The organism is Ollibium composti (assembly GCF_004801285.1).
GTDB classification, from domain to species: Bacteria; Pseudomonadota; Alphaproteobacteria; order Rhizobiales; family Rhizobiaceae; genus Mesorhizobium; species Mesorhizobium composti.
In genome coordinates this window covers 74,225-99,679 of record NZ_SSNY01000009.1, presented here as the reverse complement: position 1 = coordinate 99,679, position 25,455 = coordinate 74,225, and the positions used below count along the sequence as shown (strand labels likewise).

Here is a 25,455-nt window from a genome sequence, read left to right as displayed (position 1 = left end):
TTTTAGCCGAAGCGCAGCTTCAGGCCGACGATGGCCGCGATGAACAGGAAGGAGACGGTGTTGGCGAGGATCACCGGCAGCGAGCCGATGGCGAGGCCGTAGACGATCCACAGGAAGACGCCGGAGGCCAGCGCGGCGGTGGTGACCAGTGAAATGTCCTTTGCCTGTCGCTCACGCAGGATTTTTACGATCTGTGGCAGCCACGCAAGGGTGGTGATGCACGCGGCGAGGGAGCCGACGAGTTCGTACAGGGGATTCAAGGCAGCGACTTTCTGAAAGGCACGCATCCGCGCGGCGCGTGATATGCCAGATTTGCCCGTCGCTGTGAAGCGGCAACGCTTGTGCTGGCCCAATCGAACCGGGCCGGTTCTCACGGCCCGGCGGCCGGCGGGGCGGTCTGGCCTTTGGCGGAAGCGCGCGCTATCGATTGGCTTCCACGAGGGGACCGCATGATCGAGGAACACGAGCGTTTCCGCCTGTCCCGGCGTATGCTTCTGGGGACCACCGTGGTGGGCGGCGCGGTGCTGTGGGGCGGCAACACGGTGGCGCGGCTGATGCGCGGGCCTTCCGGTGCCAAGGATGCCGGCCGCGTCCTGGATGCCGACGGCGTGACGCTGGCCCTCAAGCCGCTGGATGCTCAGCCCACCTACGACCCGTCGCTGCCATGGCTGGCCAAGGGCGGCATGCTCAACGACGCCAGCGGCCTGTCCCGCACGCCGGTCTACGGCGTGATCGAGGTTTCGAGCGAGGAGCATGTCGCGCAGGCGCTCGCCTTCGCCCGCGCCAACGGCCTGAAAGTCTCGATTGCAGCGGTGCGCCACTCGATGGGCGGCCAGGCCTTCGACGACAACGCGCTGGTGCTCGACATGCGCGCCTTCAACGCCGTGACGGTCGATGCCGATGCCATGGCCATGACGGTGCAGCCCGGCGCCACCTGGCACGACATCCAGAACCTGTTGCATCCGCGCTTCGCGGTGAAGGCGATGCAATCGACCGATATCTTTTCCGTCGGCGGCTCGCTGTCCGTCAACGCGCATGGCATGGATCATCAGGCGGGATCGGTGGCAGGGTCGATCCGTTCGCTCAAGGTGATGCTGGCCAACGGCTCGGTAACGACCTGCTCGCGTGACGAGAACGGCGACCTGTTCCGCCATGTGGTCGGCGGCTACGGCCTGTTCGGCGTCGTGCTGGAGGCGACGCTGGATATCGTCGAGAACACCGTCTACCGCACCTCGCGCGAGATCATCCGATCCGACGATTTTCCCGCCTTTTTCGCCGACGTGCTGGAGCCCGACAGGGATACCGGCCTGTTCTACGGCCATCTGTCCACCGCGCCGGGCAACCTCCTCGAAGACATGATCGTCTATCGCTACGACAAGGTCGCGGACGAGCCGCCCGCCGACCAGCCGCCGATCGGCGAGCCGGGCGCGGTCGGCATCAAGCGCCTCATCATGAACATGGCAAAATGGGGCGGGCTGTTCCAGGAACTGAAATGGTTCACCGAAAAGACGCTCGAGCCGCGCTTCGAGGCCTGCACGGTGGCGCGCACCGAGGCGATGGGCGAGGGCGAGGCTTGCCTCGTCACCCGCAACAACCCGATGCATGATTCCGTGCCCTACCTGTTCAACGATCTCGCCGGCGACACCGACATCCTGCACGAATACTACGTGCCGCGCGCCGCCTACGGCGCCTATATCGCCGAGGCGCGCGAAATCCTGCGTGGGCAGCCCCTGCAACTGCTCAACGCCTCGATCCGCGTCGTCCACAGGGAGGACGTGGCGCTGACCTATGCACCGGAGCCGGCCTTCTCGCTGGTGCTCTACATCAACCAGCCGGCAACCGACGAAGGAAACCGGCAAATGCGGGCGCTGACCCGCGCTCTGATCGACGCGACCTTGAAGCACCGCGGCCGCTTCTTCCTGCCCTACCAGATCCACTATACCGGCGCGCAGCTTCTGGCCTCCTATCCGGAACTGCCGGCCTTCCTGGCGAGGAAGAAGGAAATCGACCCGGACGAGCTGTTCACCTCGACCTTCTATCGCGCCCTGAAAGCGCTCAGCGGCGGAAAGGGAAACGCATGATGCGGATGAAGCTGGCTCCTTTTCTTCTCTCCGCCGCTTGCTGCCTGTCGGCGGCACAGGCCGATACACTGAAAGGCTATCGGCTGACCGTCGATGGGATTGCTGCCGATATCGATGCCGGCGAAAGCACCGAGATCACGCTGCCCGACGGACGCAAGGTGACGGCGCGGTTGGAGCGCAACGAATTCGCCACTTATGCGGGCGAGCGCTTCTCCTTCGTCCATCCGAGCACGATGGCGGTGACGAAGACGCAGCTATCGGACACTATCGTCCAGCACCTGCTGGCAACGGCGGTCGGCACGGTCGTGGTGGTGCAGGACTATGCCGCGGTCAATCCCGTCTCGCTCGACCAGCTCATGCTGCAGGAAATGACCAAGGAAACGGTGCAGGCCGGCGGTGAACTGACGCAACAAAAGGCGAGCCGCAGGCTGGCCGACGGCAAGGAACTGATCGGCCTCAAGGCGACGGTGAAGACGCGCACGGAGAGCGTCGACTACGAGGTTCTCGGCTATGGCGGGATCGATCAGGGCGTGATGGTCATCACGCGCATCGACGCCGACAACGCCAGCACCGACCAGCAGGTGATCGACCGGTTCTGGCAAAGCCTGACGATCGATTTCTAAAGCGAAGCGGCTTCCCGGGGCGACCGCGCGATATCCGGGCGTCGGGACCACGTCGAACCCGACGCCGGAGACGTCAGACGGAAGCGCGAGCGCGCTTGCGGCCGGCGGCGGCGCGGGCTCGCGAGCGTGGCGCGTAAGGCTCGGGCAGGTCGCCCTTGCCGTTGGTCGTTTCCGTGCGCTGCTGCCTCAGCGAGGCAACGGTGCGGTTCAACGTCTCGATCTTGGCCAGCATTTCCTTGACCTGCCGTTCGTGCAGGCTCGACTGCCGGGCCTTCTCGGTCTGCGTCTCGGCGATGGTGTCGGCCAGCTTGCGTTCGGCGAATGCCCGCTGCGTGTCCGATTCCGTCAGCCTGGCGTTCAGCGCGGCGATCTCCGCCGTCGTCTCGTTCTGGTCGGAGACTCCGGCCTGGACACGGGAGACGAGGCTCTGGATCTCCGCGCGCAAGGCATGCAACTCGCTCTGGTAGATATCCTCGCGCTCGTCCATTTCGCGGTTGAGGCGGGTGGCGGCCTCGTTGGCCTCTATCAGCTTCTGCTCCAGCGAATCGGCGAACTGCTGCAGTCGGTTCGCTTCCTTTTCCTCGCTGGCGAGCCGGGCGGCCATCTTGGCCATGCGCGCGGACTCGCCCGCATGCAGCGATGACAGGTCCTCGAACTTGCGACGCGTCTCGGCCTGCCGCTGCAAGGCCTTGTCGAGGTCGAGCGACAGGCTGACGTTCTTCTCGCGCAACAGTTCGTTCTCGCGCATGAAGCGTTCGGCTTCGCTGTTCTTGGCGGCGAGCGCGGTGTGCATGTCGCTTTGCGCCATCTCGGCGCGCGAAGCGACGCCGCGGGCGTCGATCGCCTCGATGCGGGCGGAAGCGAGCTCCTCGCGCATCTGCTCGGCCTCGGCCAGCGCCTTGGCCTCGCGCCGCTTCAGCACCTCGGCCAGCTGCTCGTAGCGGCCGCGCAGCTTCTCCAGCTTGTCCAGCCGGTCGGTGAGCTTGCGGTTCTCGGAGGACAGGGCCGCCGCCGCGTGTTCGAGCTCGTTGGCGCGCCGCACGTCGGCATAGCAGTCGTCGAGGAATTCGCGGTCGAGGCGGTGCGACGACTGCATCTTGGTCAGCGCGGCGCCGATGGCGTCTAGCTGTTCCTGCATGGCGCTGCGCGCCTCCTCGAAGGCGGCGATGTCGGCAATGCGCGCCTGGGCATGGGCGGTCATGCGTTCCTGGGGAGCGTCCTCGCTCGGGCGGCCTTCATCCCCGTTGGTGGGCTCGGCCTCGTGTGCCATCTTCCAGCCGGCATCCTCGACGGATTCGGCTACGGCGTCCTCGCTGGCGGCGGGGGATTCCTCCATCTCCGCCGGCAAAAGGAACTCCTCCTTCAGTATGTCGTCCATGTCGCTTTCGAGCGCGACGAAGGCACGTTTCATGGTGCTCTTGCGGGTGAGGATGTTGGCGAGATTCATCGCGCTGCCCTGCCTGTTTCAACCGGTCGCAACGCCGGCGTTCATAATTTGTTAATAAATCATACATGCTTTCAATGGGTTGGAAATGGGGTGCCGCGACGACTTGCGGTTATAGTAAATGACGCTAATGTAAGCGCCAGAAGGCGGGCTGCCCGAGCCGCTCTCATTACATCAGCGTCTTTGCCGTTTCTTCCAGATATACTCGTAATACTGAAGGTCAGCGCGGAGCGAGGTTGGCCGCTTACGGCGGGCGGATGTCGCTTCAGTAGTCGTAGACGTGTTCCAGCCTCGCGCCGGCCTTGGCCAGCGCCGGCAGCACCGTATGCAGCCGGCGCACGGCAACGACCATGCCGGTGCGGCGGCGGTCGGGATCGGCCGGAAGCCGATAGGCGAAAAGCTGGCGCGCGCCTTCCGGCACGGCTATCGCGTCGGCCGAGAGCACTGTTACCATGATCACGTCGTTGCCGCCGATCTCGACGAAGGAAACGCCTTTGTCGATGAGGCGCGGGATCATCTCGGTGAAGACCTGGTAGCGTTTCGTCACGAAGACGGCGCCGTCGGCGCCAAGGTCGCGCTCCAGCGCGGTGTCGGGCTCGTTGCGGATGGCTTCGCCGACAGGTCCTGTGGCCCAAACGTGGATATCGAGAAAGGCGGGGTCGGCGGTGGCGGCGAGCGCCGACTTGATCAGGTCGGCGTAGCCCTGCTTGATGGTGTCGGCGAGGCCGAAGGCAAGCTTGCGCTCGCCCGGCCGCACGCTGCCGTCGCCGGCGGCGGGTTCGACGGCGAACAGGCCCGCGCGTTTTTCGGCGTAGGGGAACTCGTACCACGGCACCTGGTCGAGGAAGGCGGCATAGTCGGCGGCAACCTTGGCCTGATAGGTGTCCGCCGCCGTGCGGCGGCCGGCGGCCAGCTCGGTGACGCGGCCGACGGTGTTCTCATAGGCCCACTGGATTGCATGTTCGATGGTGTGGCTGGTGCCGATGACGGCCAGCATCTGATGGTTCTGGAAATTGAACGGGTAGGCCGAACTGGCGCGGATCACCGCGGCGTAGTCCTGCCAGAAGCGGCCGATGTAGGACCAGTAGGGGAAACCGCTCGGTTGGTTGTCATGGACGTAGCCGGCGTATTCGCGCGCGGCGTAGACGATGGCCCATTCCGGATAGGTCAGGTAGGTCGATTCCTCCGGCCGTTGGTAGCCCGGTATTTCGGCACGTACCTTTGCTGCCAGCGCCTTGGGCGGCGCTCCGTCGGCGAGGCCGGGAAGGGGCGTCGCGTCCGGAGACCCCGTGGTCAGGAAACCGTAGCCCAGCCCGACGACCGGGATGAGCACGACGATGATCGCCAGCCAAATGGCCAGCTTGACGAGGCGCCAGAGCCAGCGGAACAGGACCATCGCCGCTCAGGCCGCGGCGAGCCGATCGCCGACCCGCTTGGCCAGCACGAAGCCGACCCACACCGCGAAGCCGCCGATGACGATATGCGGCAGGTTGGCGAAGACCCGCACCGGGAACTCGATGTCGTCGAAGGAACGGAAGCCGTTGATGAAGATGCCGCCGTCGAGACAGCCCGACCCGGTGACGAGGCCGAGGATGCCGTCGAACAGGTAGACCGAGCCGAACAGCCTGAAATAGAACACCGACTGGCGATGCGATAGCATAGCAGCGACCAGCGCCCAGACGCCGGAGAAAGCGTGCAGCAGGTCGTCGTACCATTGCAGCGAGAACAGCCCGAACAGGTTGCCGGAGGCGTCGTTGAAGGCCGGCACGTAGCCGACAGCGACGACCGCGAAGAACAGCACGCCATAGGCGACGGCGAGTTTCTGGATGAGCGTCATGGCGAATCCTCGCTGCGGGTGCCGAGGATACTAGCCGATTTCACGGATTCGTGAAGGCATCGCCTATCACAGGTTGCGGCGGGGAAGGGGGAGGATCGGCGGATGCCTGCCGCAAAAGACAGTCGGCACCGGGATCGCTCCCGGTGCCTCCCTGTCACATTCGGATCGGTCTGTCGGCGTCGTCCGAAGAGTCCGCGCCATTGCGATCCTGATGTTGACGATCCTTGCGGATGCCGTCCGAAGACGGTTTCCGGTCCGGATCGCGCCGCTTCGGCCCTTGCGGGCTTCCACAACGCGCCATCGAAGGACTTGACCGGCCTTCATGGCTCTCATCGGCCCGCCATCGGCGTTCGCACGCTTTCAGCGGCCCCGCAGGTCCCGGCTCCGTCTTCCGGCAGGCAAGCCTGCTTTCCGTCGTGCCGTACGGGCTCAAGCGTTCCTCGTGGTCTTCCGTCTTGCGACGGGGCGATCCGTGGCCGCCTGAGATGGTTGAAGGTTACGCTGCGGAAGCGCGTGAGGAAACCGGCGAGCGCCTGTGGATACAGTGGTTATCGGGCATATCCGGTGGTAAATCGCAGAATCTCGGATAAACGGAGCGGTTTCGCCGACGCAGGGACAAAAGATGGCGAGCGGTCTCGGGGGAAGGCGCGGGTGAAAGTCGGGGTCGTTCTCAACCCTGTGGCCGGGGGCGGCAGGCTGAAGCGGGAGTGGCCGCTGGTCGCCGCCGCGCTGAAAAAGCATTTCGGCGCTTTCGACCTGCGCGAGACGCAGGCCGAGGGCGATGCGGAACGGCTGGCGCTCGACCTCGCCGCGCAAGGCTGCGACCTGGTGATCGCGGCTGGCGGCGACGGCACCGCCAGCGAGGCGGCGGACGGCCTGTTGCAGGCGGTCGACGAACTGGGCCGCACGGCCGAACTGGCGCTGTTGCCCTGCGGCACCGGCATCGATTTCGCCCGCGGGCTCGGCCTGCCGCGCGAGTTGGACGCGCTGATCGAGCGCATTGCCATGGCAAAGGGCAGGGCGGTCGACGCCGGCCGCATTTCCTATATCGACGATCACGGCGCGCTGGCCAGCCGCCATTTCATCAACATCGCCAGCGCCGGCCTGTCGGGCGCCACCGACCGCGCGGTCAACGCCGACAGGCGCAAGGGCCGCGTCAGCGCGAAAGCACTGTTCTACTGGCGCACGGTGGCGGAGTTCGTGCGCTACCGGTTCCGGAGCGTTCGCATCACGGTCGACGATACCGAACCGATCGAGGCCCGAGTGGCATTGGTGGCGGTCGCCAACGGAAAATTCTTCGGCGGCGGCATGATGGTGGCGCCGGATGCCGATCTGCATGATGGCCAGTTCGATATCGTCATCCTGCGCGCCGCCAACAAGGCGAAGCTGATCTGGGACCTCAGGCTGGTCTATGGCGGACGGCACCGCAACCATCCGGCCATCACCATCCTGCGCGGCAAAAAGGTGGTGGTCGAACCGGCTGGCGGCGGCGATGCGACGCTGATCGATATCGACGGCGAGTCGCCCGGCCGAATCCCGGCGACATTTGAGATGCTGCCCGGCGCGCTGATGCTCAGATATTGATTCAGGGCGTTGCGGACGCGATTCCGCACCGCCGCCTAAGCCATTGAAATGGCTGGCTTCAAGGAAACAGCGGCATCTGCATCATCTCCAGATGCAAGGCCTTGCCGTCATAGGGATGCGCCTCGCACACGGCCTCATTGAGTTCGACGCCAAGGCCCGGCTCCTTCGAGGGAATGACATGGCCGTCCTGCCACTCGATCTTTTTCTTCAGCAGCGTGGCGTGAAAGCCGTCCCACTGCTTCAGCGATTCGAGGATCAGGAAGTTCGGCAGCGTCGCGGCGAGCTGGATGTTGGCCGCGCCGACGATCGGGCCGCAATAGCAGTGCGGTGCGACCTGGATGTGCCAGGCCTCGGCCATGGCGGCGATCTTCTTGGTTTCGAGGATACCGCCGGAGCGGCCGAGGTCGGGTTGCAGGATGGTGGCGGCACGGCTCTCGATGACGCGGGCGAATTCGAATTTCGTCGTCAGCCGCTCGCCGGTGGCGATCGGGATTTTCGTGCCCCGCGCGACCTCGGCCATGACTTCCGGCATATCCGGTGGCACCGGTTCCTCGAACCAAAGCGGATCGTAGGGTTCGATGGCCCGCGCCATGCGCAGCGCGCCCGACGCCGTGAACTGGCCGTGCGTGCCGAACAATATGTCCGCCTTCGTGCCGACCGCCGCGCGAATCGCCTTCAGCATGCGGGCCGACAGATCTATGTCGATCAGGCGCGGCTGGTGGCCGTCGAAGGCGGTATAGGGGCCGGCCGGATCGAGTTTCACCGCGTTAAAACCTTGCTCGACGTAAAGGGCAGCGCATTCGGCGGCGAGATCGGGATCGTTGTAGACGTTCTTGCCGCTGACGTCCTCGGTGTGGACCGAGCCGGTGTGCGGGTAGAGATAGGTGTAGGAGCGCAGCGTTTCGTGCACCTTGCCACCCAGCAGTTGATAGACGGGCTGGCCGGCCTCCTTGCCGATGATGTCCCAGCAGGCCATTTCCAGCGCCGAGAAGCAGCCCATGGCGGAAACATCCGGCCGCTGGGTGAAGCCGGAGGAATAGCAGCGGCGGAAGAAGGTCTCGATGGCGTGCGGATCGTGGCCGACGAAATAGCGCTCGGCCATGTCCTCGATCATGCGGGCGGTGACGTGAGCGGAGAAGGTGGCGTTGTAGGCCTCGCCATAGCCGACGACGTTTGAATCTGTCATCAACCTGACGAAGATGAAATACTTGCCGCCGATGCCGGGTGGCGGGTTGCCGACCACCCAGGTTTTGACGTCGGTGATTTTCATGAATTGTCCTCCAGCACCATCTCGGCTCCCTTCCAGCCTACCATGATCGTCGGGGCGTTGGTGTTGCCGGTGATGTTTCCGGGGAAGACCGAGGCGTCGATGACGCGCAGGCCTTCGAGCCCGTGCACGCGCAGGCGCGCATCCACCACCGCGCGCCCGGCGTCCGGTCCCATGCGGCAGGTCGAGACCGGATGGTAGACGGTGCCGGAGCGCTTCCTGAAATCCTGAATCAGGTCGTCGTCGGAAGTCACTGACGGACCGGGCAGAATTTCCTCCACGATGTAGTCGGCCATGGCCGGCATGGCGGCGATCCTGCGGACGAACTTCACCGCCGCCAGCATCTCCTCGACATCGGAGTTGGTGGAGAGCGCGTTGGCGACGATTCTCGGATAATCGCGCGGATTGTTCGTGCGGATCATGATCTCGCCGCGGCTCGACGGCCGGCAGTTGGAGAGGCCGATGGAGAAGCCCGGCCACGGGTCCGGCGAGAGAATCGGCCGCTCGCCATTCTTCGGGATGACGGTCGAGAAGGCCTGGAAATAGAGCTGCATGTTCGGCCGCGTCTGACCCGGATCGGTGCGGAAAAAGCCGCCGGCATTGTTCATCGACAGCGACAACGGGCCGGAGCGCAGCAGCAGATATTGCGCGCCGACCAGCGCCTTGCCCCACCAGGGACGCAGGATCTGGTTCAGCGTCGCCGTGCGGCCCTTGAAGGTGTAGTTGATGCCGACATGGTCCTGTAGATTGGCGCCGACATTGGCGTTGGCATGCACCATCGGAATGCCCAGCCCTTGCAGGAGAGGGGCGGGCCCGATGCCGGACAGTTGCAGGAGTTGCGGCGAGTTGATCGAGCCGGCGGCGAGGATGACCTCGCGGCCGGCTCGGGCGGTATGCGTCCTGCCGTTCTGCTCATATTCGATGCCGACGGCGCGCTTGCCCTCGAACAGGATTTTCGTCGCCAGCGCGTTCGTCTCGACACGGACGTTCCTGCGCTTCATCGCCGGCCGCAGGAACGCGCGCGCCGCCGACATGCGGCGGCCGTCCTTGGTGTTGATCTGGTAGACGCCGACGCCTTCCTGTGCTGCGCCGTTGAAATCGGGATTGAGCGGCAGGCCGGCCTGCTCAGCGGCGGCGAGGTAGCGTTTCGTCAGCGGGTGGACATTGCTCTCGCAATGGCTGACGTGAACCGGTCCGCCGGCGCCGCGCCAGGCGTCGGCACCGGTCGCATTGTCCTCGATCGCCTTGAAGGCGGGCAGAACGTCGGCCCAGCCCCAGCCGGGATTGCCTTCGGCGGCCCAGTCGTCATAGTCCTCGCGCGCGCCTCTGATCCACACCATGGCGTTGATGGAAGAGGACCCCCCCAGCACTTTGCCGCGCGGCCAGTGATCGGCGTTGCCGGCCAGGCCGGGGTCCGGTTCGGTCTTGTAGTTCCAGTTGACGGCAGGATCGAAGAAGCACTTGCCGTAGCCGAGTGGCATCTGCACATAGAAGCGCCGGTCGCTGCCGCCGGCCTCCAGCACCAGCACCGAAAAGCGGCCCGAGGCCGACAGCCGCTCGGCCAGCACCGAGCCAGCCGAGCCGGAGCCGACAACGATGAAATCATAGGTCTGCATGGTCGCGACGGCGGCTCCGGAGGTTTCGGCCAGCCTAGACACGGTGCCGCACAGCGTCACCGGCGGTTGCGTCGCCGCTTGTGAAAAATACGACGATCTTTCTGTCAGGAAGCGGGCGTTGACGCCCCCTCGTCACAGGGCTACGGCATGAAGACAATCAGCAGGGGAGGTTCGGCGGTATGGTGCACTACGTGGACGGCACGAAGCCGCATGGCGAACTGACGCTGAGGACGCTGGCCATGCCTTCCGACGCCAATGCCGCAGGCGACATCTTCGGCGGCTGGGTGATGGCGCAGATGGACCTTGCCTGCGGCATCCGCGCCGCCGAACGCGCCAAGGGGCGCGTGGTGACGGCGGCGGTGAAGGAGATGGCCTTCGCCAAGCCGATGAAGATCGGCGACACGCTGTGCATCTACTCCCACATCGCCCATGTCGGCCGCACCTCGATGGTGCTCAAGGTCGAGGCGTGGGCGCAGCGCTACCTTTCCGACCTGATGGAAAAGGTCACCGACGCCGATTTCGTCATGGTGGCGCTGGACAAGGGCGGCAAGCCGACGCCGGTGCCGCCAGAAGGCTGAACTCAGGCAGCCGCGGCCGTATCGAAGCGTGCCCGCGCCTCGTTGATGCGGCCGCTGTTGGCGATCGCCCATTCGGCGAGGCCTCGCACCGGTATTTCCAGTTCCCGGCCGAGATCGGTCAGTTCGTAGTCGACGCGCGGTGGGATGGTGGGGAAGACGGTGCGCGTGACGAAGCCGTCGCGCTCCAGGGTGCGCAGCGTGACAGTCAGCATCTTTTGCGAGATGCCGCCGACGGCGGCGCGCAGTTCGTTGAAGCGCATCGGCCCGTCGCCCAGCCGGCGCACCACAAGCAGCGACCACTTGTCGCCGATACGCTGGAGGATTTCCGAAACGGCGCGGCAGTCCTCGGTTGCATGAAGGTGACCCGATTTCAAAAAAGTGCCTCCTTGTAATTCGCTGGACCGGTCTCTCATATAGCGTCGGTATCTGATGGATACCAGAGTTTCTAAAGGAGAGCCCAAAATGTCCAAACCCAGAATCGCCATCGTCGTCGGCTCGACGCGTGCGGCGCGCTTCGCCGACGCACCGGTCGAATGGATCGCCAAGATAGCCCGCCAGCATGCCGATATCGAGGTCGAGGTCGTCGACCTGCGCGATTTCCCGATGCCGTTCTTCGAAGAGGTCGCCTCTTCCGCATGGGTGCCCTCGGAGAACGAGGTGGCGCAGCGCTGGCAGAAGAAAGTCGCCGGATTCGACGGTTTCATCTTTACCGCCGCCGAATACAACCATGCGCCGACCGGCGTGCTGAAGAACGCCCTCGACTATGCCTATACCGAATGGAACAAGAAGCCGGCCGGCTTCGTGGGCTACGGCGGCGTTGGTGGTGCGCGCGCCATCGAGCAACTGCGTCAGATTTCGGTCGAATTGCAGATGGCGCCGGTGAAGTCGGCCGTGCACATCACCTTGGGCGATTTCCTCGCCGTTCGCCAGGGCGAGAAGAAGCTCGAGGAAATCGATCACCTCAACCAGGCGGCACATGCACTGGTCAATGACATTGTCTGGTGGGCCTCGGCGCTGAAGAAGGCGCGCGATGCCGAGGTGGTGGAGGCGGAAGCCGAAGCCGCCTGAGCGGTCCAGAGATTCCTCCCAGGACGAAGGGGCGGCAGCGATGTCGCCCTTTTTTGTCGCGACGGATCGTTCCGCTTTTACCGGACGATCTCGCGATGGCCGGCGGGCAGGCGGGCGGCGATGACCTTGTCGATGCGGCGGCCGTCCATGTCCACCACCTCGAATCGCCATCCTTGCGCGTCGACCGTCTCGCCGGTGCCGGGCAGATGGGCGAGGTGGGACAGCACATAGCCCGCCACCGTCTCGTAGTCGCGGTTCTCGGGCACTTCGATGCCGAGGATGTCGGCCATCTCGTCGGCCGGCATGTAGCCGGCGAGCAGCCAGGAACCGTCCTCGCGCTGCACGGCGCTGTCCTTCTCGTCGTCGGCATCGAGATCGGAGCGGAAGACACCGGTGATCGCCTCAAGGATGTCCGCCGGAGTGACCACGCCCTCGAAGTGGCCGTACTCGTCGTGGACGAGGGCCATCGGCATGTCCGCCTCCTTCAGCCTGGCCAAAACGTCGAGCGCGTCCGCCTGGTCGTGGACGATGGGAGCGGCGCGGACGTATTTGCGCGGGTCGAGCGCCTTGCCGGCGAGCAGGGCAGCCAGCACGTCGCGGGTCTGGACAACGCCGATCATGGCATCGACGCCGTCGCCAGCCGGCAGGCGCGAATGCTGCGTTTCCATCAGAAGCCTGCGGTTGGCGGCCTCGTCGGCCTGCAGGTTGATCCAGTCGACGTCGGTGCGCGGCGTCATCACCGCGCGCACGGCGCGGTCGCCCAGCCGCATGACGCCGGCGATCATGCGCCGCTCGTCCGATTCGATGGTGCCGTGATGCTCGGCTTCCGCCACCAGCATCTTGATCTCGTCGTCGGTGACCTTTTCCTCGCTTTCGCCGCGCTGGCCGAGCAGCCACAGCACGAATCGGCCGGAAAAATCGAGCAGGAAGACCAGCGGCGCCGCGATCTTCGCCAGGGCGGCCATGAACGGGGCCGCGCGCGCCGCCACCTTCTCGGGATTGCGCAGGGCGATCTGCTTGGGCACCAGTTCGCCGATGATGAGCGAGCCGTAGGTGATCAGCGCCACCACGATGCCGACGCCGAGCGGGTGGGCGACGCTGTCAGCCACACCTTGCGTCGCCAGGAATCCGGCCAGCCGCTCGCCCAGCGTGGCGCCGGAGAAGGCGCCGGACAGCACGCCGACCAGCGTGATGCCGATCTGTACCGAAGACAGGAATTTTCCTGGATCGGCGCCGAGCGCCAGCGCCTTGGCCGCGCCGCCGACGCCCCGGTCGATCATCGTCTTCAGCCGCGCCGGCCGTGCCGAGACGATGGCGAGTTCGGACATCGCCAGAAGACCGTTCACCAGGATGAGCGCGACCACGATGGCGATTTCGATGTAAAGCATGGCGAGTCCTTAGCATCCGGACCGCCATCCCGGAAGCGACCAAATGCGCGATCCCGGATGCGCGGTCAGGGTGTGGCCCGCAGCAGGCCGACGACCGCCTTGCCGTCGGTGAAATAAGGATCGCCTTCGCCGTTGCGGCCGTTCTGCGTTGCGCCGACGCCGTCGATCTCGACGGTGGAGGCGAGGACGCCCGCCCTGGTGAGATCACCGATCAGGAAGGCGCGCTCGGCATCGATGTCGGGCGCGATGTGGTGGGTGATGGCGCCGGTGTCATGGCTCAGGCCGACGCCGCGATCGAAGCTCGCCGAGCCCAGCCAGAGCGACTGGCCTTCCGGGTCCGTTTCCGCCGTCCGCCAAAGGCGTACGTGGTGGCGCTGGTCGGCGCTGCCGCCTACCGGCTTCTCGAAGGCGAGATCCTGCGGCCGTCCATCGAACAGCAGCGTGCTCACCGGTGCGTCGGGATAGGGATGGTCGAACAGAACGCTCTCGCCGATCTCGACGGCGGTCTTCAGCGTCACCGCGTCGGCGGTATCCCATTTCGCAAGGCCGAAGGCGCGGATGACGTTCGCCCGGCTGCCGACAAGGCCGACATTGATGGGGTCGCCGGCAATGCCTTGCGGCGTGCGCGTCACCATCTCGCGCACGGCTGCGCCGCGCTCGCGCAATTCCCAAAGGGCTGGCAAGGCGAAGTAGGCGAGCCCGAGATAGAGCCCGCATAGGATGGCGAACCAGTTCGAGACTCGTCGCAGGCGCCTTCGCCGGCTCATGTGCACCCCCGTGCGAGACCGGCTATTCTATGCTTTTCAGCGGCAGGCGCGATAGCCGCTGCGGCGGTTCTTCACGTCGAAATGGAAATGGTTGCGGTGGTCGTAATTGTAGCCGGGGCCGAGCACGGTGGTGAAATACTGGCAGCCGTCGGCGCGCACCGTGTTGAGGAAGCCGCGCGTGCGGAAAGCGAACAGGCCGGGCTTGCGCACGTCGATCTCCTCGCCATTGGTGAGTTCGATGCTCATGACGTCGAGCGCATTGCCCTTGCCGTGTTCGGACAGCACGCCTTCGCCGGCGATGTTGCGGCAGGAATAGCTCGATCCCTGGCGGATGGTCTTGACGCCCGACCAGTACCGCCAGCGCGCGGCGGGAACGAGTTCGCTTTTGGTCCAGGCGGCGAAGGTGGCCGCCATGTTGCAGGTCAGCGTCGCGGCCGGCTTCATCCTGACCGAGCCGATGGCGGAGACCTTGACGGGATGGTCGATGCCGCATTGGCCTTCATGGATCGGCTCGACTTCGGTGAAGGCGACGCCGAGGCGCTTCAGTTCCTTGCGGCAGTCGACTTCGTCGGCCGGCATCGGTTCCGGCCCGAAGGCCGGTTCTTCCACGCGCGGATATCCGATCGTCATGGTCGGGCTGGAGATCGGCGCCGGGCTGGAGATCGGCGGCTGCACGACGGTGGCGACGGAATAAGAGGGAACGGCGGCCGTCTGCGTGCCGACATCGACCGGCGGCTGTAGGTCGAGCACGCCGCTGCTGGTGCAGGCCGAGATCGCGCCGGCCGCCGAAAGCGCAAGCAGCCAGCCCGTGATGCGCAGGCGCCGCGGGCGGCGCGCGGCCGATGCAGCGGCAGGAGATTTTGCCATCTGGAAGGTCCCGGTCCCTTGAACGACCGAGGATAGGATGCATCGGTAAAGGAAAGATCAGCACAGCCGTTCACTCGTGCGGCGCAAATGCGGCGAGGGCGGCCTCACTGGCAGAAGGTACCGCCGTTGCGACGCGGTTCGAGGTCGAGATGAAAGTGCCGTGCATGGTCGGCATCGCTGCCGGGGCCGAGCACCGTCTTGAACGGCCCGCAGGCGGCCTGCCGCACCCTGGCGAGGAATTTCGCCTGCTTTTCTGGCGGGGCAGGGCCGATCTCGATACGGGTGCCGTCGTCGAGGACGAAGGCGGAAATGTCCAGCGCATTGCCGAAAGCGTGTTCGGACAGTTTTTGGCCGTTGTGGCGCGGTCGGCAGACAAAGGCCGAGGCTTGCTCGACCGATTTCAACCCGCTGCCGAGCTCGACCCTGGCTGCGGGCTCAACCACGTCGGCCAGGAAGCGGGCGGCCGCTTCAGCCATCGCGCAGTTCATCTCGGCGTCCGGAGAGAGCCCGGCGGTGTCCAGTTTCTTGACGGCAACGGGGTAGGGCATCGAGCAGCCGATGGCGGCGTCATGCTCCGCCTTGCGGTTCTCGAAGGCGACGCCGAGGGCTTGCAGCCTCATGCGGCAGGCGATTTCCCCGGCCGGCAAGGTGTCGGCGGCCGTCTCGTCCGAGCGCGGATCGGGCTTGAGCTTCGGTTTCTCCGGTTCCGCAGCTTTGTCCTGCGCGTCCGGCGGCAGTTCCGGCTTTTCGGGCGGAGCCGGCGCGACGGTTGGAGGCTCTGCCTTGTCGGTGCCCGGAGCCTCGGCCGGGCGGGGAGCCGGCACCGGCGCTTCGGCCGGCGGCGCAGCCGGCGTCTGCGGCTTGGCCGGCGCGGCTTCGCTCGGAGCGGGCAGCGGGGCGGTCGGCGGCAGTTTCGGTGTCTTTGCCCATGGCTGGCCGCCGGACCAGGTCAGTGCGGCGAAGGCCAGGACGGCGATTGTTGCGAAACGGATTTCCCTCATGCCGCCTAAACGGTAGGGTAGCGCACGGGTTGCCTCGGCAAGGCCGGCGGCCGATCAATCTCGGTTACGGGACTGTCACGCGCCGATCGCTTCCAGCCCTTCTTCCAGCCAGTCGGCCAGCGTCGGCATGCCGAGCAGGTATTTCGCGGTGCGGCGATGCGGCCGCTCGCGGGCCGCCGCAAGAGCGTCGGCCCATTCCGACGCGTCGTAGTCGCCGCGCCCAATCCAGGCCAGCGCGACCAGTTCGGCCGCCTCGTCGACATTGAGGTCGCCGATCAGCTCGCGCAGTTCCTTCTCGGTCAGGTCTTCGGTCTTTTCCTCGGCAAGCCCGTCGTGGCCGTGCCGGTCGTGACGGTCGCCGTCGAACTCGACCTCATGCTCGGTGCCGTCGGCGTAATCGTCGTTGACGGCCGCGCTCAGCGCCTTGGCCTTGAGGATGAACAGGCGCACCGTGTCGGGGCCGATGGCCAGTTCCCATTCCTTGTCGCGATGCCGTTTCACCGCCGAGCCTCCTTGCTGGGGCGATGATAGCGGATTGGCGCCGTTCGTCACCACTTGCAGTTTGCGCCAGTCGGGATAATGGAATCGGCGGCGTCGCCGCCGCATCCTCGTTCCTTCCAGTTCCGGTTCCCGTCATGGACACGCTTCTTTCCGCCAGGGTCCTGCCCGTGCTGATGCTCGTCGCCTCCAACGTCTTCATGACGTTCGCTTGGTACGGGCACCTGAAATTCAAGACCTCGCCGATCTGGATGGCGGTTGTCGCCAGCTGGATGATCGCCTTCTTCGAATATTGGCTGGCCGTGCCTGCCAACCGCATCGGCAGCCAGGCCTATTCGGCGGCGGAGCTGAAGACGATCCAGGAGGTGGTCACGCTCAGCGTGTTTGCCGTCTTCTCGGTGCTCTACCTGAAGGAGTCGCTGACCTGGAACCACGCCATCGGCTTCGCGTTGATCGCCGGCGGCGCGGCTTTCATCTTCAAGGGCTGACCGGGAGAATGGGGATTTTCGCTTTTTGAGCGTGAAAAACCTGCAAAGCTTGCTATATTCATGAGTTGGAAGGTCTGCGGTTCCACCAGCCTATGGCTGGCGGGCCGTTTTCTTTTTGACTCAAAGAGGATGTTTCCCTCCCCAAAATGCCGGGAGGGCGGCAGGAAAGGCGAGACTGAGATCATGAACAAGGTCCCGATGACCGCGAACGGGTTTTCGACGCTGAAGGAGGAGCTGCGCTGGCGCCAGCAGGAAGAGCGGCCGCGCATCATCGAGGCGATCTCCGAGGCGCGCTCGCACGGCGACCTTTCCGAGAACGCCGAGTACCATGCCGCCAAGGAAGCGCAGAGCCTCAACGAGGGCCGCGTCGCCGAGCTGGAGGACCTGATCGCGCGCGCCGAGGTCATCGACGTCACCAAGCTGTCGGGCGACAAGGTCAAGTTCGGTGCAACGGTGGTCCTCGTCGACGAGGACACGGAAGAGCAGAAGACCTACCAGATCGTCGGCGACCAGGAGGCCGACGTGAAGTCCGGCCGCATCTCCATCTCCTCGCCGATCGCGCGGGCGCTGATCGGCAAGGAAGTCGGCGACGCCATCGAGGTCAACGCGCCGGGCGGCGCGCGCGGCTACGAGATCGTGGAAGTGCAGTTCCGGTAAGGGGCCGGGCGTGGGGGCGCAGGAGCAGGGCGGCATGGCCGCTGGCAAAGGCCCCGGCGTCGACATGCGCAAGGTCGAGGTGGTGGCGCCGAATTTCAAGCGCCGCCTCTCCGGCGTCACCAGTACCATCATCCAGCTTGTGCCGTTGCAGGCGGCGGAGATCGGCATCGCGACACTGGGGCCGGGCCTGCCGGACGGCCTGCCGAAAATGCGCTGGTGGCAGGTTCCCAGCCTGTTGCGCCGGCCGGCCGGCGGCCGCCACCGGATCTGGCATGCCCGCCGCAACGTCGAGATGCTGGCAGGCGTGGTGCTGCGCAACGTCCTGCGCGCGCCGCTGAAGCTCGTCTTCACCTCCGCTTCGCAGCGGCGGCACAAGCGCTGGACGAAGTTCCTCATCCGGCGGATGGACGCGGTCATCGCCACCAGCCGCAAGACCGCCGCCTATCTGGAAGTGCCCAACACCGTCATCATGCACGGCATCGACCTGGACCGTTTCCATCCGCCGGCCGACGGCGCGGCGGCGAAGGCGGACCTCGGCCTCGATCCGGCGCAAACCTATGTCGGCTGCTTCGGCCGGGTCCGGCACCAGAAGGGCACCGACCTGTTCGTCGACGCGATGATCTCTCTGCTGCCCTCGCGGCCCGGCTGGTCGGCGATCGTCGCCGGTCGTGCCACGGCCGAACACAAGGGTTTCGAGGCGGAACTGAAGCAGCGGGTTGAGAAGGCAAGGCTTGCCGACCGCATCCTGTTCGTCGGTGAGCACAAGGATATCGAGCGCTGGTACCGGGCACTGTCGCTGTTCGTGGCGCCGCAGCGCTGGGAAGGCTTCGGCCTGACGCCGCTGGAGGCGATGGCGAGCGGCGTTCCGGTGGTGGCGACCGATGTCGGCGCTTTTTCCGAGTTGATCGAGGATGGCGCGACAGGCACGCTTATTCCACGCAACGATCCTGGCGCGATGATCGATGCGACGGGGCGATGGATGGATGCCGAACCGGAACGCAGGCAAGCGTCCGCAGACGCCCTGACTCTTGTGCGCGAGACCTTTCCCTTGAAGGGGGAGGCTGGCAAGCTGATCGATATCTATCGTCAGCTGAACGGCGGGTAATAGAGGATTTTCCGCATAAAGAAGAATTGCATTCAAGATTATTTTTGAAGTAGAGAGATAGAGTAGTTTTCGGTTTCAAGGAAACCGAATCTGCTCTTCTTTTGGGCGACGGCAGCGGGGGCTGCCGGAATGGGGGAATTTTGGGCATCGAGGTAAGCCGGACGCTTGCGTCGTTCTGGACAGGACGCGCGCTGGGTCCGATCGAGCAGGTCAGTGCGCTTTCCTGCCTGTCGAGTGGTCACCACCTGATCGTCTGTTCCCCGCAGGGCCCGTATGTCGTTCCGCCTGTCAGGGCGGATTTCGATATCGGCCTGAGGATGCTGAAGTCATGAGCCTCGGCGTCTATGTCATCAATCTCGACGGAAGTGCCGATCGCCTTGCCGCAATCGCTGAGCGGCTCGGGGCATTCGGCGTCGAGTTCGAGCGCGTGCCGGCGGTCGATGGGCGCAAGCTCGACCTGTCCATGCTGGAGGATTACGACGATAGCCGCGCCGAGCGCTATATGGGGCGCGCGCTCATCGGGGCGGAGATTGGCTGCTACCGCAGCCATCTTGCCGCCGCCGCCCGGTTCGTCGCATCGGGAGCCGACTACGGGTTGGTGCTCGAGGACGACGTCGTGCCGTTATGCGATCCCCGGCAGTTGCTTACGCAGATGGCGCCTGTGCTGGATGCGCTCGACCGACAGTGGATTCTCGCCAACCTCGGCGCCCACAGGACACTCTTCGGGACCCGCGTTTCGAGCTTCACGGTCGGCACATTCACAAGCACCTTACAGGCTGCCCACTACTTCCCGGTGTTGACGCGCGCGATCCTATGGTCGCGTCGCGGCGCCGAGGCCTTCCTTGCCGGGCACGACAAGATTTTCGCGCCGGTCGACAATTTCTTTCGCCACTGGCTGACGCGACATGGTCATGGCTATGCGCTCTGGCCGGCGCCGTTCACGGACGCTGCGTTCGGCAGTCTGATTTATGCGGCCGGCAGGAGCCGGGGGTAGCGTGAACGCAGATGGTACTATCAATTCGCCAAGCATAGACGGTTGTTCGAAGACAAGGTCGTCGCCATTTCCCGACTCAGCGCATATCGCCTCGCCGGTTCAGGCAGGAATCTCCACCAGCCCTTCGTCCTTGACCTTGCGGATGGTCAGCGCGGTGCGCACCGTGTCGACGTTGGGCGTCGAGGTCAGGGCCTCGATGACGAAGCTCTGGAAGGTGGCGAGGTCTGAAGCGACGCAGTGCAGGAGGAAGTCCGATTCTCCCGATACCATCCAGGCACCGCGCACGATCGGCCAGCCGCGCGTGAGGTCGGCGAACACCTTCAGTTCCGTTTCCGACTGGTGCTTGAGGCCGATCAGGCAAAAGGCCACCACGTCCATGCCCAGCGCCGGCGCATTGAGGAGCGCACGATAGCCGCGGATGATGCCGGTCTCCTCCAGCCGCCGTACCCGGCGCAGGCAGGGCGGCGCGGAAATGCCGACCCGGCGCGACAGTTCGACATTGGTCATGCGGCCATCTTCCTGGAGTTCGCGCAGGATTTTCCAGTCGATGGCGTCGAGATCGGCCTTTTGCAGCATGGGCGCCTTTTCCGTGCGCAAGATTCTTTCGCGCCCTAGTCATTAAACGACTTTTGGCTGCGCGCCAGTCCCCGGCATGCGGGATTCTGTGGTCTGTCCGGCCTGTCAGCCCGATGCAGCTTTCCGGGGACACTGCGCATGCGTCCTTGCTGGGGTGGCGGGCAGCCCTTACATTACCGCCCGATGCCATGTTCCGCCGCGTCCGGCGGTTGTTTTCTGTGGGGCTCCATGACCACCAAGCACGCGCCAGTCCTCATCATCGGTTCCGGCCCGGCCGGCTATACGGCGGCGATCTATGCCGCCCGCGCCATGCTGAAGCCGATGCTGGTCGCCGGCCTGCAACAGGGCGGGCAATTGATGATCACCACCGATGTCGAGAACTATCCGGGCTTCGCCGACCCCGTGCAGGGGCCGTGGCTGATGGGCGAGATGCAGAAGCAAGCCGAGCATGTCGGCACCGAGATCGTCAACGACATCATCACGGAAGTCGACCTCGACGTGCGGCCGTTCGTGGCGCGCGGCGATTCGGGCACCGTCTACACCGCAGACGCGCTGATCATCGCCACCGGCGCGCAGGCGAAGTGGCTTGGCATTCCCTCCGAGCAGACCTTCATGGGCTTCGGCGTGTCGGCCTGCGCCACCTGCGACGGCTTTTTCTATCGCGGCAAGGACGTCGCGGTGGTGGGCGGCGGCAATTCGGCGGTCGAGGAAGCGCTTTATCTCGCCAACCTGGCGAAAAGCGTCACCGTCATCCATCGCCGCAGCGAATTCCGCGCCGAGCGCATCCTGCGCGAGCGGCTGCTCGCCAAGGAAAACGTCCGCGTCATCTGGGACACGGTGGTGGACGAGATCACCGGCCGGCCGGGCAAGGCACCGCTGCCGCCCTCGGTCGAGGGCTTGAAGCTGCGCAATGTCGCGACCGGCCAGGAAAGCCTGCTCAAGGTGGACGGCGTCTTTGTCGCCATCGGCCATGCGCCGGCGGTCGAGTTGTTCACCGGCAAGCTGAAGCAGAAGGCCAACGGCTATCTGTGGACGGCGCCCGATTCGACGCGCACGGACGTTCCCGGCGTCTTTGCCGCCGGCGACGTCACCGACGACATCTACCGCCAGGCGGTGACTGCGGCAGGCATGGGCTGCATGGCGGCGCTGGAGGCGGAAAAATATCTGGCGGGAGTAGAGGTGCACCGCGAAGCGGCGGAATGACGCGGCTCATGAAAGCGGCGAGGCAAGTCGCGTAAAAGCCTGATTCCGCATTAAGACGCCAAAACCATAACGAGGGGAAACCATGGCGTTGGATTGGGACAAGTTGCGCGTGTTTCACGCGGCGGCGGAGGCCGGGTCGTTCACCCATGCCGCCGAGACGCTGCATCTGTCGCAGTCGGCGATCTCGCGGCAGGTGAGCGCGCTGGAGCACGACGTCGGGGTGCCGCTGTTCAGCCGGCACGCGCGCGGGCTGGTGCTGACCGAGCAGGGCGAGATGCTGTTCCGCACCGCCCACGACGTGCTGATGAAGCTGGAATCGATCAAGAGCCGGTTGGCCGAGACCAAGGACCGGCCGTCCGGCGTGCTGCGCGTGACGACGACGGTGGGGCTCGGCACCGGCTGGCTGACCGAGCGGTCTAAGGAATTCCTCGACCTCTATCCGGAGATCAACCTGCAACTGGTGTTCACCAACGAGGAACTGGATCTCACCATGCGGCAGGCGGACTGCGCGGTGCGCCTGCGCGAGCCGTCGCAGCCGGACCTGATCCAGCGGCGGCTGTTCACGGTGCACCTGCACGTCTTCGCCGCACAGGCCTATCTCGACAAGCATGGCACGCCGAAGTCGGTCGCCGATCTGGACGATCACCGCCTCGTCACCTTCGGTGAACCGGTTCCGCATTATCTCGCCGGCCTCAACGCGCTGGAGACGGTCGGCAAGTCCGAGGGGCAGAGGCGCACGTCGGTGCTGCAGATCAACGACCTGATGTCGATCATGCGGGCGGTGCGGCGCGGCGTCGGCCTGGCCATGCTTCCCGATTATATGGCGGGCAAGGATTCCGGCCTGGTGCCGGTGCTGTCCGAGCTCGAGGGACCGTCCTTCGATACCTTCTTCGTCTATCCCGAAGCGATGAAGAACCAGGCCAAGCTGAAAGTCTTCCGCGATTTCATGTTCGCCAAGGCGCGCAACTGGACTTACTGAGCGTCGCGGCACGAGTCATGCACGCATCTTCGGCACTGGCGCCCGGCGGCGATACGGGCGGTCTTGCTCCCGCAATGCAATATGCCTGTCCTGGAAACAACTAATCGGTTTGAGTGCCCGGATTCTGGCCTACTGATCGTAAAATGTGCATTGGACCACAGGTCTCGCCTTTTTGCATGTGTGCGTTGCAAAATAGATGCTTGTTTCCTGGGCAGGGTAAGCCCATATACAGATCATCTCCTGAGCGCGTTCTCCTCCCATTAGCGCTCACGAGTGTTCCCCTCTGGAGGTTTAGCCTTATAGGCAACTCCATCAACTCAGCCGGATCTTCTTGGATCCGGCTTTTTTGTTGCCTGCGCTAGGGCCGATGCGAACCCGTCGGCGTCCGCTTCTTCTCGTCGATAGATCGAACAAGCCGCCCTCACCGTTTTTCGCTTCTGGCAGGGAGAGCGCGGTTTTCCCGCGCGTAACGGTGACGTGTAACATCAGGTAACGTGCATATGCGCGTTCTATCCGGCTAAGAAAAAATAGGACGCGGTGTGGCGATCCGGGAGATGGGGGCATCACTCGGAAAGCCGGGCTCAGGCGGCGACCGCGTCCAGCCTTTTCTTGTCGGGGGTTCCTTCAGGCGAACCCGGCGATACGGTGCGGCGGACCTGCCGTTTTCCTCCCGGAAACGGTCCGCGACGAACGGCGTCCGGTTTTTCCGGGCGCCGTTTTCTCGATCAACTCGATATTCGTTACGCAGCCTTGCCGGCGGCGTTGGTGGCTGCGTCGGCCAGCCGGCCGGTGAGTTCGGCCATGTGGTCGAACGCCGCCTGGTAGGTCGCCACGCCCGCGGTGGCGGAGCGCAACTCGATGATGAGGTCGCCGATCTCGGCCTGTGGCATCGTCGCCTCCACCACGTCCCAGCCCGGCCAGCCGTCGCGGGCGTCGTAGCCGAGAATCTGGCCGCGCCGCTGCGGCACCAGCGCGATGATCCTGGCGGTGGCGTCGGAGGGTGTGACGATCGTGACTTTCATCACCGGCTCCAATAGCACCGGCGAGCACTGCGTCATGCCTTCCTTCATGCCGAGCTTGGCCGCCATCTGGAAGGCCATGTCGGAGGAATCGACCGAGTGGTAGGAACCGTCCGACAGGTTGACCGCGACGTCGACGACGGGAAAGCCCAGCGGACCGTTCTTGAGATAGTCGCGCACGCCTGCCTCGACGGACTGGATGTAGGTCTTGGGCACGACGCCGCCGGTGATGGTGTCGGTGAACTCGAAGCCGGAGCCGCGTGGCAGCGGCTTGATCTGCAGGACGACGTCGCCGAACTGGCCGTGGCCGCCCGATTGCTTCTTGTGGCGGCCGCGCTGCTCCACCGGCTTGCGAATGGTCTCGCGATAGGGGACGGCCGGCGCGTGGCCCTCCACGGCGATCTGGTTCTTGCCTTCCAGGCGCTCGCGCACGACGCGCAGGTGCATCTCGCCGTGGCCCGACAGCACCGTCTCGGCCGAGTCCTGGTTGTGCGTCAGGGTCAGCGACGGGTCCTCCTCGGCCAGCCGCTGGATGGCCGCCGACATCTTGACGTCGTCCTTGCGCTCCTTGGGGCGCAGCGCGACGGCATAGACCGGCGCCGGCGGCTCCAGCCTCACAAGCGGCTTCATGCCGCCCTTGGCCGAGGTCAGCGTATCGCAGGTCGCCACGCGATCCAGCTTGCCCAGCGCCATAGTGTCGCCGGCCGCTGCCGAGGAAACCTTGGCCTGGTCCTTGCCAAGCATGCGGTAGATGCCGGAAACCTTGGCGGTCTCGCCGTCGGACAGATAAAGTTCTGCGCCGTCGGCCACCTCGCCCGACAGGATGCGCGACACCGAAAGCTTGCCGCCATGCGCGGTGTGGGCGGTCTTCATCACCTGCACGACCGTGGCGCCGTCTTCGGCGACGCCGAGCCGCTTGCGGGTCGCCTCGATATCCGGGGCGTCGTGGCGGATCGCCTTCAAGAGGCGCAGCACGCCGTTGCCCTTCTCGGCGGTGCCGATCAGCACCGGGGTGACGGTGCCGTCGCGCAAGTCGGCGGAGAGGTCGTCGAACACCGCGTCCTTCGGCGGCTCGATCTCCTCCAGCAACTGTTCCATCAGCTGGTCGTCGTGATCGGCCAGCGTCTCCAGCATGGAAAAGCGCGCTTCCGTCTCGCGCGCCTTGTCATCGCCGGGAATGTCTATGACTTCGCTCTCGGCATATTCGCGATAGACGTAGGCGCGCTCCAGCGCGAGGTCGATGGAGCCGATGACGACGCCGTCCTTGCGCAACGGAATCTGGCGCAGCAGCAACGGCACGGAACTGGTGTGCTGGAGCATCTTCAGCGTCTCACGAACGCCCGAAATCGCCTTGTCGACCTTGTTGAGGAAGAGGATGCGCGGCACGCCGAGATCGTCCAGCTTGCGCATGATGAGCTGCAGGGCCGGGATCTTCTTCTCGTCGGCCTCGGCGACGACCAACGCGACATCGCAGGCGGCCAGAACCGGCTCGGCCTCGAAGGCGAATTCGATGGAGCCGGGGCAGTCGACGAAGGTCAGCGTATCGCCCATGAATTCGGTGGTAGCGAAGGTCGCCTCGACGCTCATGGCGTGGGCGCGCGCTTCGGCCGAATGGTCCGATACGGTGTTGCCGGAGGAAACCGGGTTCTGGCGGGGAATGGCGCCCGTCCGGGCGAGGATGGCTTCTAGAAGTGTCGTCTTACCGCTTGCGAAGGGACCGATGATGGCGATGCATTTCGGTCCCGTGCGTCGTCCTCCGGCGCGATTACCCATGGCTGACCTCCACTCGCGTTTCTCAGCGGTGCTGCCAGCAAA

The 25,455-nt window shown here is 65.2% G+C and carries 25 protein-coding genes; 11 read left to right on the top strand and 14 right to left on the bottom strand.

Annotated features, from left to right (window positions below):
• Positions 1-2: 2 nt before the first annotated feature.
• Entirely contained in the window at positions 3-260 is a 258-nt protein-coding gene (locus E6C48_RS15730; RefSeq protein WP_230978797.1) for a SemiSWEET family sugar transporter, read from the bottom strand.
• Positions 261-449: 189 nt separating this feature from the next.
• Here E6C48_RS15730 and E6C48_RS15725 point away from each other — a divergent pair, with 189 nt between their 5' ends.
• Together E6C48_RS15725 and E6C48_RS15720 are read left to right on the top strand one after the other, a co-directional pair.
• A complete protein-coding gene (locus tag E6C48_RS15725; RefSeq protein ID WP_136358887.1) occupies positions 450-2,081 on the top strand; it encodes an FAD-binding oxidoreductase in 1,632 nt (543 codons plus the stop codon).
• Positions 2,078-2,704 carry a hypothetical protein gene (locus E6C48_RS15720; RefSeq protein WP_230978796.1) on the top strand — a complete coding sequence of 209 codons (627 nt, stop codon included), beginning with the start codon at positions 2,078-2,080 and terminating at the stop codon, positions 2,702-2,704. The genes E6C48_RS15725 and E6C48_RS15720 overlap by 4 nt, the downstream gene beginning before the upstream one ends.
• A gap of 73 nt (positions 2,705-2,777) precedes the next feature.
• Here E6C48_RS15720 and E6C48_RS15715 read toward each other — a convergent pair whose 3' ends face one another.
• The 3 genes from E6C48_RS15715 to E6C48_RS15705 all read right to left on the bottom strand — a co-directional run bounded on the left by E6C48_RS15715 (position 2,778) and on the right by E6C48_RS15705 (position 5,985).
• Positions 2,778-4,151: a coiled-coil domain-containing protein gene (locus E6C48_RS15715; RefSeq protein ID WP_136358885.1), complete on the bottom strand. Its 1,374-nt coding sequence runs from the start codon at positions 4,149-4,151 to the stop codon at positions 2,778-2,780.
• A gap of 262 nt (positions 4,152-4,413) precedes the next feature.
• Positions 4,414-5,544, bottom strand: a complete 1,131-nt coding sequence (locus E6C48_RS15710) for a hypothetical protein (protein WP_136358883.1) — start codon at positions 5,542-5,544, stop codon at positions 4,414-4,416.
• A 6-nt stretch (positions 5,545-5,550) separates the two neighbouring features.
• On the bottom strand, positions 5,551-5,985 hold the full coding sequence (locus tag E6C48_RS15705; RefSeq protein ID WP_136358881.1) for a DUF4383 domain-containing protein: 435 nt from the start codon (positions 5,983-5,985) through the stop codon (positions 5,551-5,553).
• 651 nt (positions 5,986-6,636) lie between these two features.
• Here E6C48_RS15705 and E6C48_RS15700 point away from each other — a divergent pair.
• On the top strand, positions 6,637-7,569 hold the full coding sequence (locus tag E6C48_RS15700; protein WP_136358879.1) for a diacylglycerol/lipid kinase family protein: 933 nt from the start codon (positions 6,637-6,639) through the stop codon (positions 7,567-7,569).
• Between the two features lie 58 nt (positions 7,570-7,627).
• Here E6C48_RS15700 and E6C48_RS15695 read toward each other — a convergent pair whose 3' ends face one another.
• Positions 7,628-8,839: a mandelate racemase/muconate lactonizing enzyme family protein gene (locus E6C48_RS15695; RefSeq protein ID WP_136358877.1), complete on the bottom strand. Its 1,212-nt coding sequence runs from the start codon at positions 8,837-8,839 to the stop codon at positions 7,628-7,630.
• The gene (locus E6C48_RS15690; protein ID WP_136358875.1) at positions 8,836-10,452 is read right to left on the bottom strand and encodes a GMC family oxidoreductase; all 1,617 of its coding nucleotides are present in this window, start codon (positions 10,450-10,452) and stop codon (positions 8,836-8,838) included. The genes E6C48_RS15695 and E6C48_RS15690 overlap by 4 nt, the downstream gene beginning before the upstream one ends.
• A 179-nt stretch (positions 10,453-10,631) precedes the next feature.
• Between E6C48_RS15690 and E6C48_RS15685 the strand changes: the two genes are divergently transcribed.
• Positions 10,632-11,030: an acyl-CoA thioesterase gene (locus E6C48_RS15685; RefSeq protein WP_136358873.1), complete on the top strand. Its 399-nt coding sequence runs from the start codon at positions 10,632-10,634 to the stop codon at positions 11,028-11,030.
• 2 nt (positions 11,031-11,032) lie between these two features.
• Here E6C48_RS15685 and E6C48_RS15680 read toward each other — a convergent pair whose 3' ends face one another.
• Positions 11,033-11,404 carry a winged helix-turn-helix transcriptional regulator gene (locus E6C48_RS15680; protein WP_230978795.1) on the bottom strand — a complete coding sequence of 124 codons (372 nt, stop codon included), beginning with the start codon at positions 11,402-11,404 and terminating at the stop codon, positions 11,033-11,035.
• A gap of 88 nt (positions 11,405-11,492) precedes the next feature.
• On the opposite strand from E6C48_RS15680, the gene E6C48_RS15675 reads away from it, so the two are divergent.
• Positions 11,493-12,098 (top strand): NADPH-dependent FMN reductase, encoded by a 606-nt coding sequence (locus E6C48_RS15675; protein ID WP_136358869.1) that lies wholly within the window; start codon positions 11,493-11,495, stop codon positions 12,096-12,098.
• 77 nt (positions 12,099-12,175) lie between these two features.
• On the opposite strand, the gene E6C48_RS15670 is transcribed toward E6C48_RS15675, so the two are convergent.
• The 5 genes from E6C48_RS15670 to E6C48_RS15650 all read right to left on the bottom strand — a co-directional run bounded on the left by E6C48_RS15670 (position 12,176) and on the right by E6C48_RS15650 (position 16,622).
• Positions 12,176-13,486, bottom strand: a complete 1,311-nt coding sequence (locus E6C48_RS15670; RefSeq protein WP_136358867.1) for a hemolysin family protein — start codon at positions 13,484-13,486, stop codon at positions 12,176-12,178.
• A 65-nt stretch (positions 13,487-13,551) separates the two neighbouring features.
• The gene (locus E6C48_RS15665; RefSeq protein ID WP_136358865.1) at positions 13,552-14,253 is read right to left on the bottom strand and encodes an LssY C-terminal domain-containing protein; all 702 of its coding nucleotides are present in this window, start codon (positions 14,251-14,253) and stop codon (positions 13,552-13,554) included.
• Between the two features lie 36 nt (positions 14,254-14,289).
• Positions 14,290-15,120 carry an extensin-like domain-containing protein gene (locus E6C48_RS15660; RefSeq protein ID WP_136358863.1) on the bottom strand — a complete coding sequence of 277 codons (831 nt, stop codon included), beginning with the start codon at positions 15,118-15,120 and terminating at the stop codon, positions 14,290-14,292.
• Positions 15,121-15,224: 104 nt separating this feature from the next.
• The gene (locus E6C48_RS15655) at positions 15,225-16,121 is read right to left on the bottom strand and encodes an extensin-like domain-containing protein (protein WP_136358861.1); all 897 of its coding nucleotides are present in this window, start codon (positions 16,119-16,121) and stop codon (positions 15,225-15,227) included.
• Between the two features lie 75 nt (positions 16,122-16,196).
• Positions 16,197-16,622: a DUF3775 domain-containing protein gene (locus E6C48_RS15650; RefSeq protein ID WP_136358859.1), complete on the bottom strand. Its 426-nt coding sequence runs from the start codon at positions 16,620-16,622 to the stop codon at positions 16,197-16,199.
• A gap of 134 nt (positions 16,623-16,756) precedes the next feature.
• On the opposite strand from E6C48_RS15650, the gene E6C48_RS15645 reads away from it, so the two are divergent.
• From E6C48_RS15645 to E6C48_RS15630, 4 genes are all read left to right on the top strand, one after another.
• The gene (locus E6C48_RS15645; protein ID WP_136358857.1) at positions 16,757-17,107 is read left to right on the top strand and encodes a DMT family protein; all 351 of its coding nucleotides are present in this window, start codon (positions 16,757-16,759) and stop codon (positions 17,105-17,107) included.
• Positions 17,108-17,290: 183 nt separating this feature from the next.
• On the top strand, positions 17,291-17,764 hold the full coding sequence (gene greA, locus E6C48_RS15640; RefSeq protein ID WP_136358855.1) for a transcription elongation factor GreA: 474 nt from the start codon (positions 17,291-17,293) through the stop codon (positions 17,762-17,764).
• Between the two features lie 34 nt (positions 17,765-17,798).
• On the top strand, positions 17,799-18,869 hold the full coding sequence (locus tag E6C48_RS15635; protein WP_136358853.1) for a glycosyltransferase family 4 protein: 1,071 nt from the start codon (positions 17,799-17,801) through the stop codon (positions 18,867-18,869).
• 328 nt (positions 18,870-19,197) lie between these two features.
• A complete protein-coding gene (locus E6C48_RS15630; protein WP_136358851.1) occupies positions 19,198-19,863 on the top strand; it encodes a glycosyltransferase family 25 protein in 666 nt (221 codons plus the stop codon).
• 99 nt (positions 19,864-19,962) lie between these two features.
• Here E6C48_RS15630 and E6C48_RS15625 read toward each other — a convergent pair whose 3' ends face one another.
• Positions 19,963-20,439 carry an Lrp/AsnC family transcriptional regulator gene (locus E6C48_RS15625; RefSeq protein ID WP_136358849.1) on the bottom strand — a complete coding sequence of 159 codons (477 nt, stop codon included), beginning with the start codon at positions 20,437-20,439 and terminating at the stop codon, positions 19,963-19,965.
• A 228-nt stretch (positions 20,440-20,667) separates the two neighbouring features.
• On the opposite strand from E6C48_RS15625, the gene trxB reads away from it, so the two are divergent.
• Complete coding sequence (trxB, locus tag E6C48_RS15620; RefSeq protein WP_136358847.1) at positions 20,668-21,642, top strand: thioredoxin-disulfide reductase; 975 nt, start codon at positions 20,668-20,670, stop codon at positions 21,640-21,642.
• An 82-nt stretch (positions 21,643-21,724) separates the two neighbouring features.
• Complete coding sequence (locus E6C48_RS15615; RefSeq protein ID WP_136358845.1) at positions 21,725-22,621, top strand: LysR family transcriptional regulator; 897 nt, start codon at positions 21,725-21,727, stop codon at positions 22,619-22,621.
• A 740-nt stretch (positions 22,622-23,361) separates the two neighbouring features.
• Here E6C48_RS15615 and E6C48_RS15610 read toward each other — a convergent pair.
• Entirely contained in the window at positions 23,362-25,413 is a 2,052-nt protein-coding gene (locus tag E6C48_RS15610) for an elongation factor G (protein ID WP_136358844.1), read from the bottom strand.
• Positions 25,414-25,455 lie beyond the last annotated feature (42 nt).

What these genes read in the sequence shown, in the direction of transcription:
- E6C48_RS15725 (WP_136358887.1), top strand. Translation starts at nt 450, where the DNA reads ATGATCGAGGAACACGAGCGTTTCCGCCTGTCCCGGCGTATGCTTCTG.
- E6C48_RS15720 (WP_230978796.1), top strand. Translation starts at nt 2,078, where the DNA reads ATGATGCGGATGAAGCTGGCTCCTTTTCTTCTCTCCGCCGCTTGCTGC.
- E6C48_RS15715 (WP_136358885.1), bottom strand. Translation starts at nt 4,151, where the DNA reads ATGAATCTCGCCAACATCCTCACCCGCAAGAGCACCATGAAACGTGCC.
- E6C48_RS15710 (WP_136358883.1), bottom strand. Translation starts at nt 5,544, where the DNA reads ATGGTCCTGTTCCGCTGGCTCTGGCGCCTCGTCAAGCTGGCCATTTGG.
- E6C48_RS15705 (WP_136358881.1), bottom strand. Translation starts at nt 5,985, where the DNA reads ATGACGCTCATCCAGAAACTCGCCGTCGCCTATGGCGTGCTGTTCTTC.
- E6C48_RS15695 (WP_136358877.1), bottom strand. Translation starts at nt 8,839, where the DNA reads ATGAAAATCACCGACGTCAAAACCTGGGTGGTCGGCAACCCGCCACCC.
- E6C48_RS15690 (WP_136358875.1), bottom strand. Translation starts at nt 10,452, where the DNA reads ATGCAGACCTATGATTTCATCGTTGTCGGCTCCGGCTCGGCTGGCTCG.
- E6C48_RS15685 (WP_136358873.1), top strand. Translation starts at nt 10,632, where the DNA reads ATGGTGCACTACGTGGACGGCACGAAGCCGCATGGCGAACTGACGCTG.
- E6C48_RS15675 (WP_136358869.1), top strand. Translation starts at nt 11,493, where the DNA reads ATGTCCAAACCCAGAATCGCCATCGTCGTCGGCTCGACGCGTGCGGCG.
- E6C48_RS15670 (WP_136358867.1), bottom strand. Translation starts at nt 13,486, where the DNA reads ATGCTTTACATCGAAATCGCCATCGTGGTCGCGCTCATCCTGGTGAAC.
- E6C48_RS15665 (WP_136358865.1), bottom strand. Translation starts at nt 14,253, where the DNA reads ATGAGCCGGCGAAGGCGCCTGCGACGAGTCTCGAACTGGTTCGCCATC.
- E6C48_RS15660 (WP_136358863.1), bottom strand. Translation starts at nt 15,120, where the DNA reads ATGGCAAAATCTCCTGCCGCTGCATCGGCCGCGCGCCGCCCGCGGCGC.
- E6C48_RS15655 (WP_136358861.1), bottom strand. Translation starts at nt 16,121, where the DNA reads ATGAGGGAAATCCGTTTCGCAACAATCGCCGTCCTGGCCTTCGCCGCA.
- E6C48_RS15645 (WP_136358857.1), top strand. Translation starts at nt 16,757, where the DNA reads ATGGACACGCTTCTTTCCGCCAGGGTCCTGCCCGTGCTGATGCTCGTC.
- greA (WP_136358855.1), top strand. Translation starts at nt 17,291, where the DNA reads ATGAACAAGGTCCCGATGACCGCGAACGGGTTTTCGACGCTGAAGGAG.
- E6C48_RS15635 (WP_136358853.1), top strand. Translation starts at nt 17,799, where the DNA reads ATGGCCGCTGGCAAAGGCCCCGGCGTCGACATGCGCAAGGTCGAGGTG.
- E6C48_RS15630 (WP_136358851.1), top strand. Translation starts at nt 19,198, where the DNA reads ATGAGCCTCGGCGTCTATGTCATCAATCTCGACGGAAGTGCCGATCGC.
- E6C48_RS15625 (WP_136358849.1), bottom strand. Translation starts at nt 20,439, where the DNA reads ATGCTGCAAAAGGCCGATCTCGACGCCATCGACTGGAAAATCCTGCGC.
- trxB (WP_136358847.1), top strand. Translation starts at nt 20,668, where the DNA reads ATGACCACCAAGCACGCGCCAGTCCTCATCATCGGTTCCGGCCCGGCC.
- E6C48_RS15615 (WP_136358845.1), top strand. Translation starts at nt 21,725, where the DNA reads ATGGCGTTGGATTGGGACAAGTTGCGCGTGTTTCACGCGGCGGCGGAG.
- E6C48_RS15610 (WP_136358844.1), bottom strand. Translation starts at nt 25,413, where the DNA reads ATGGGTAATCGCGCCGGAGGACGACGCACGGGACCGAAATGCATCGCC.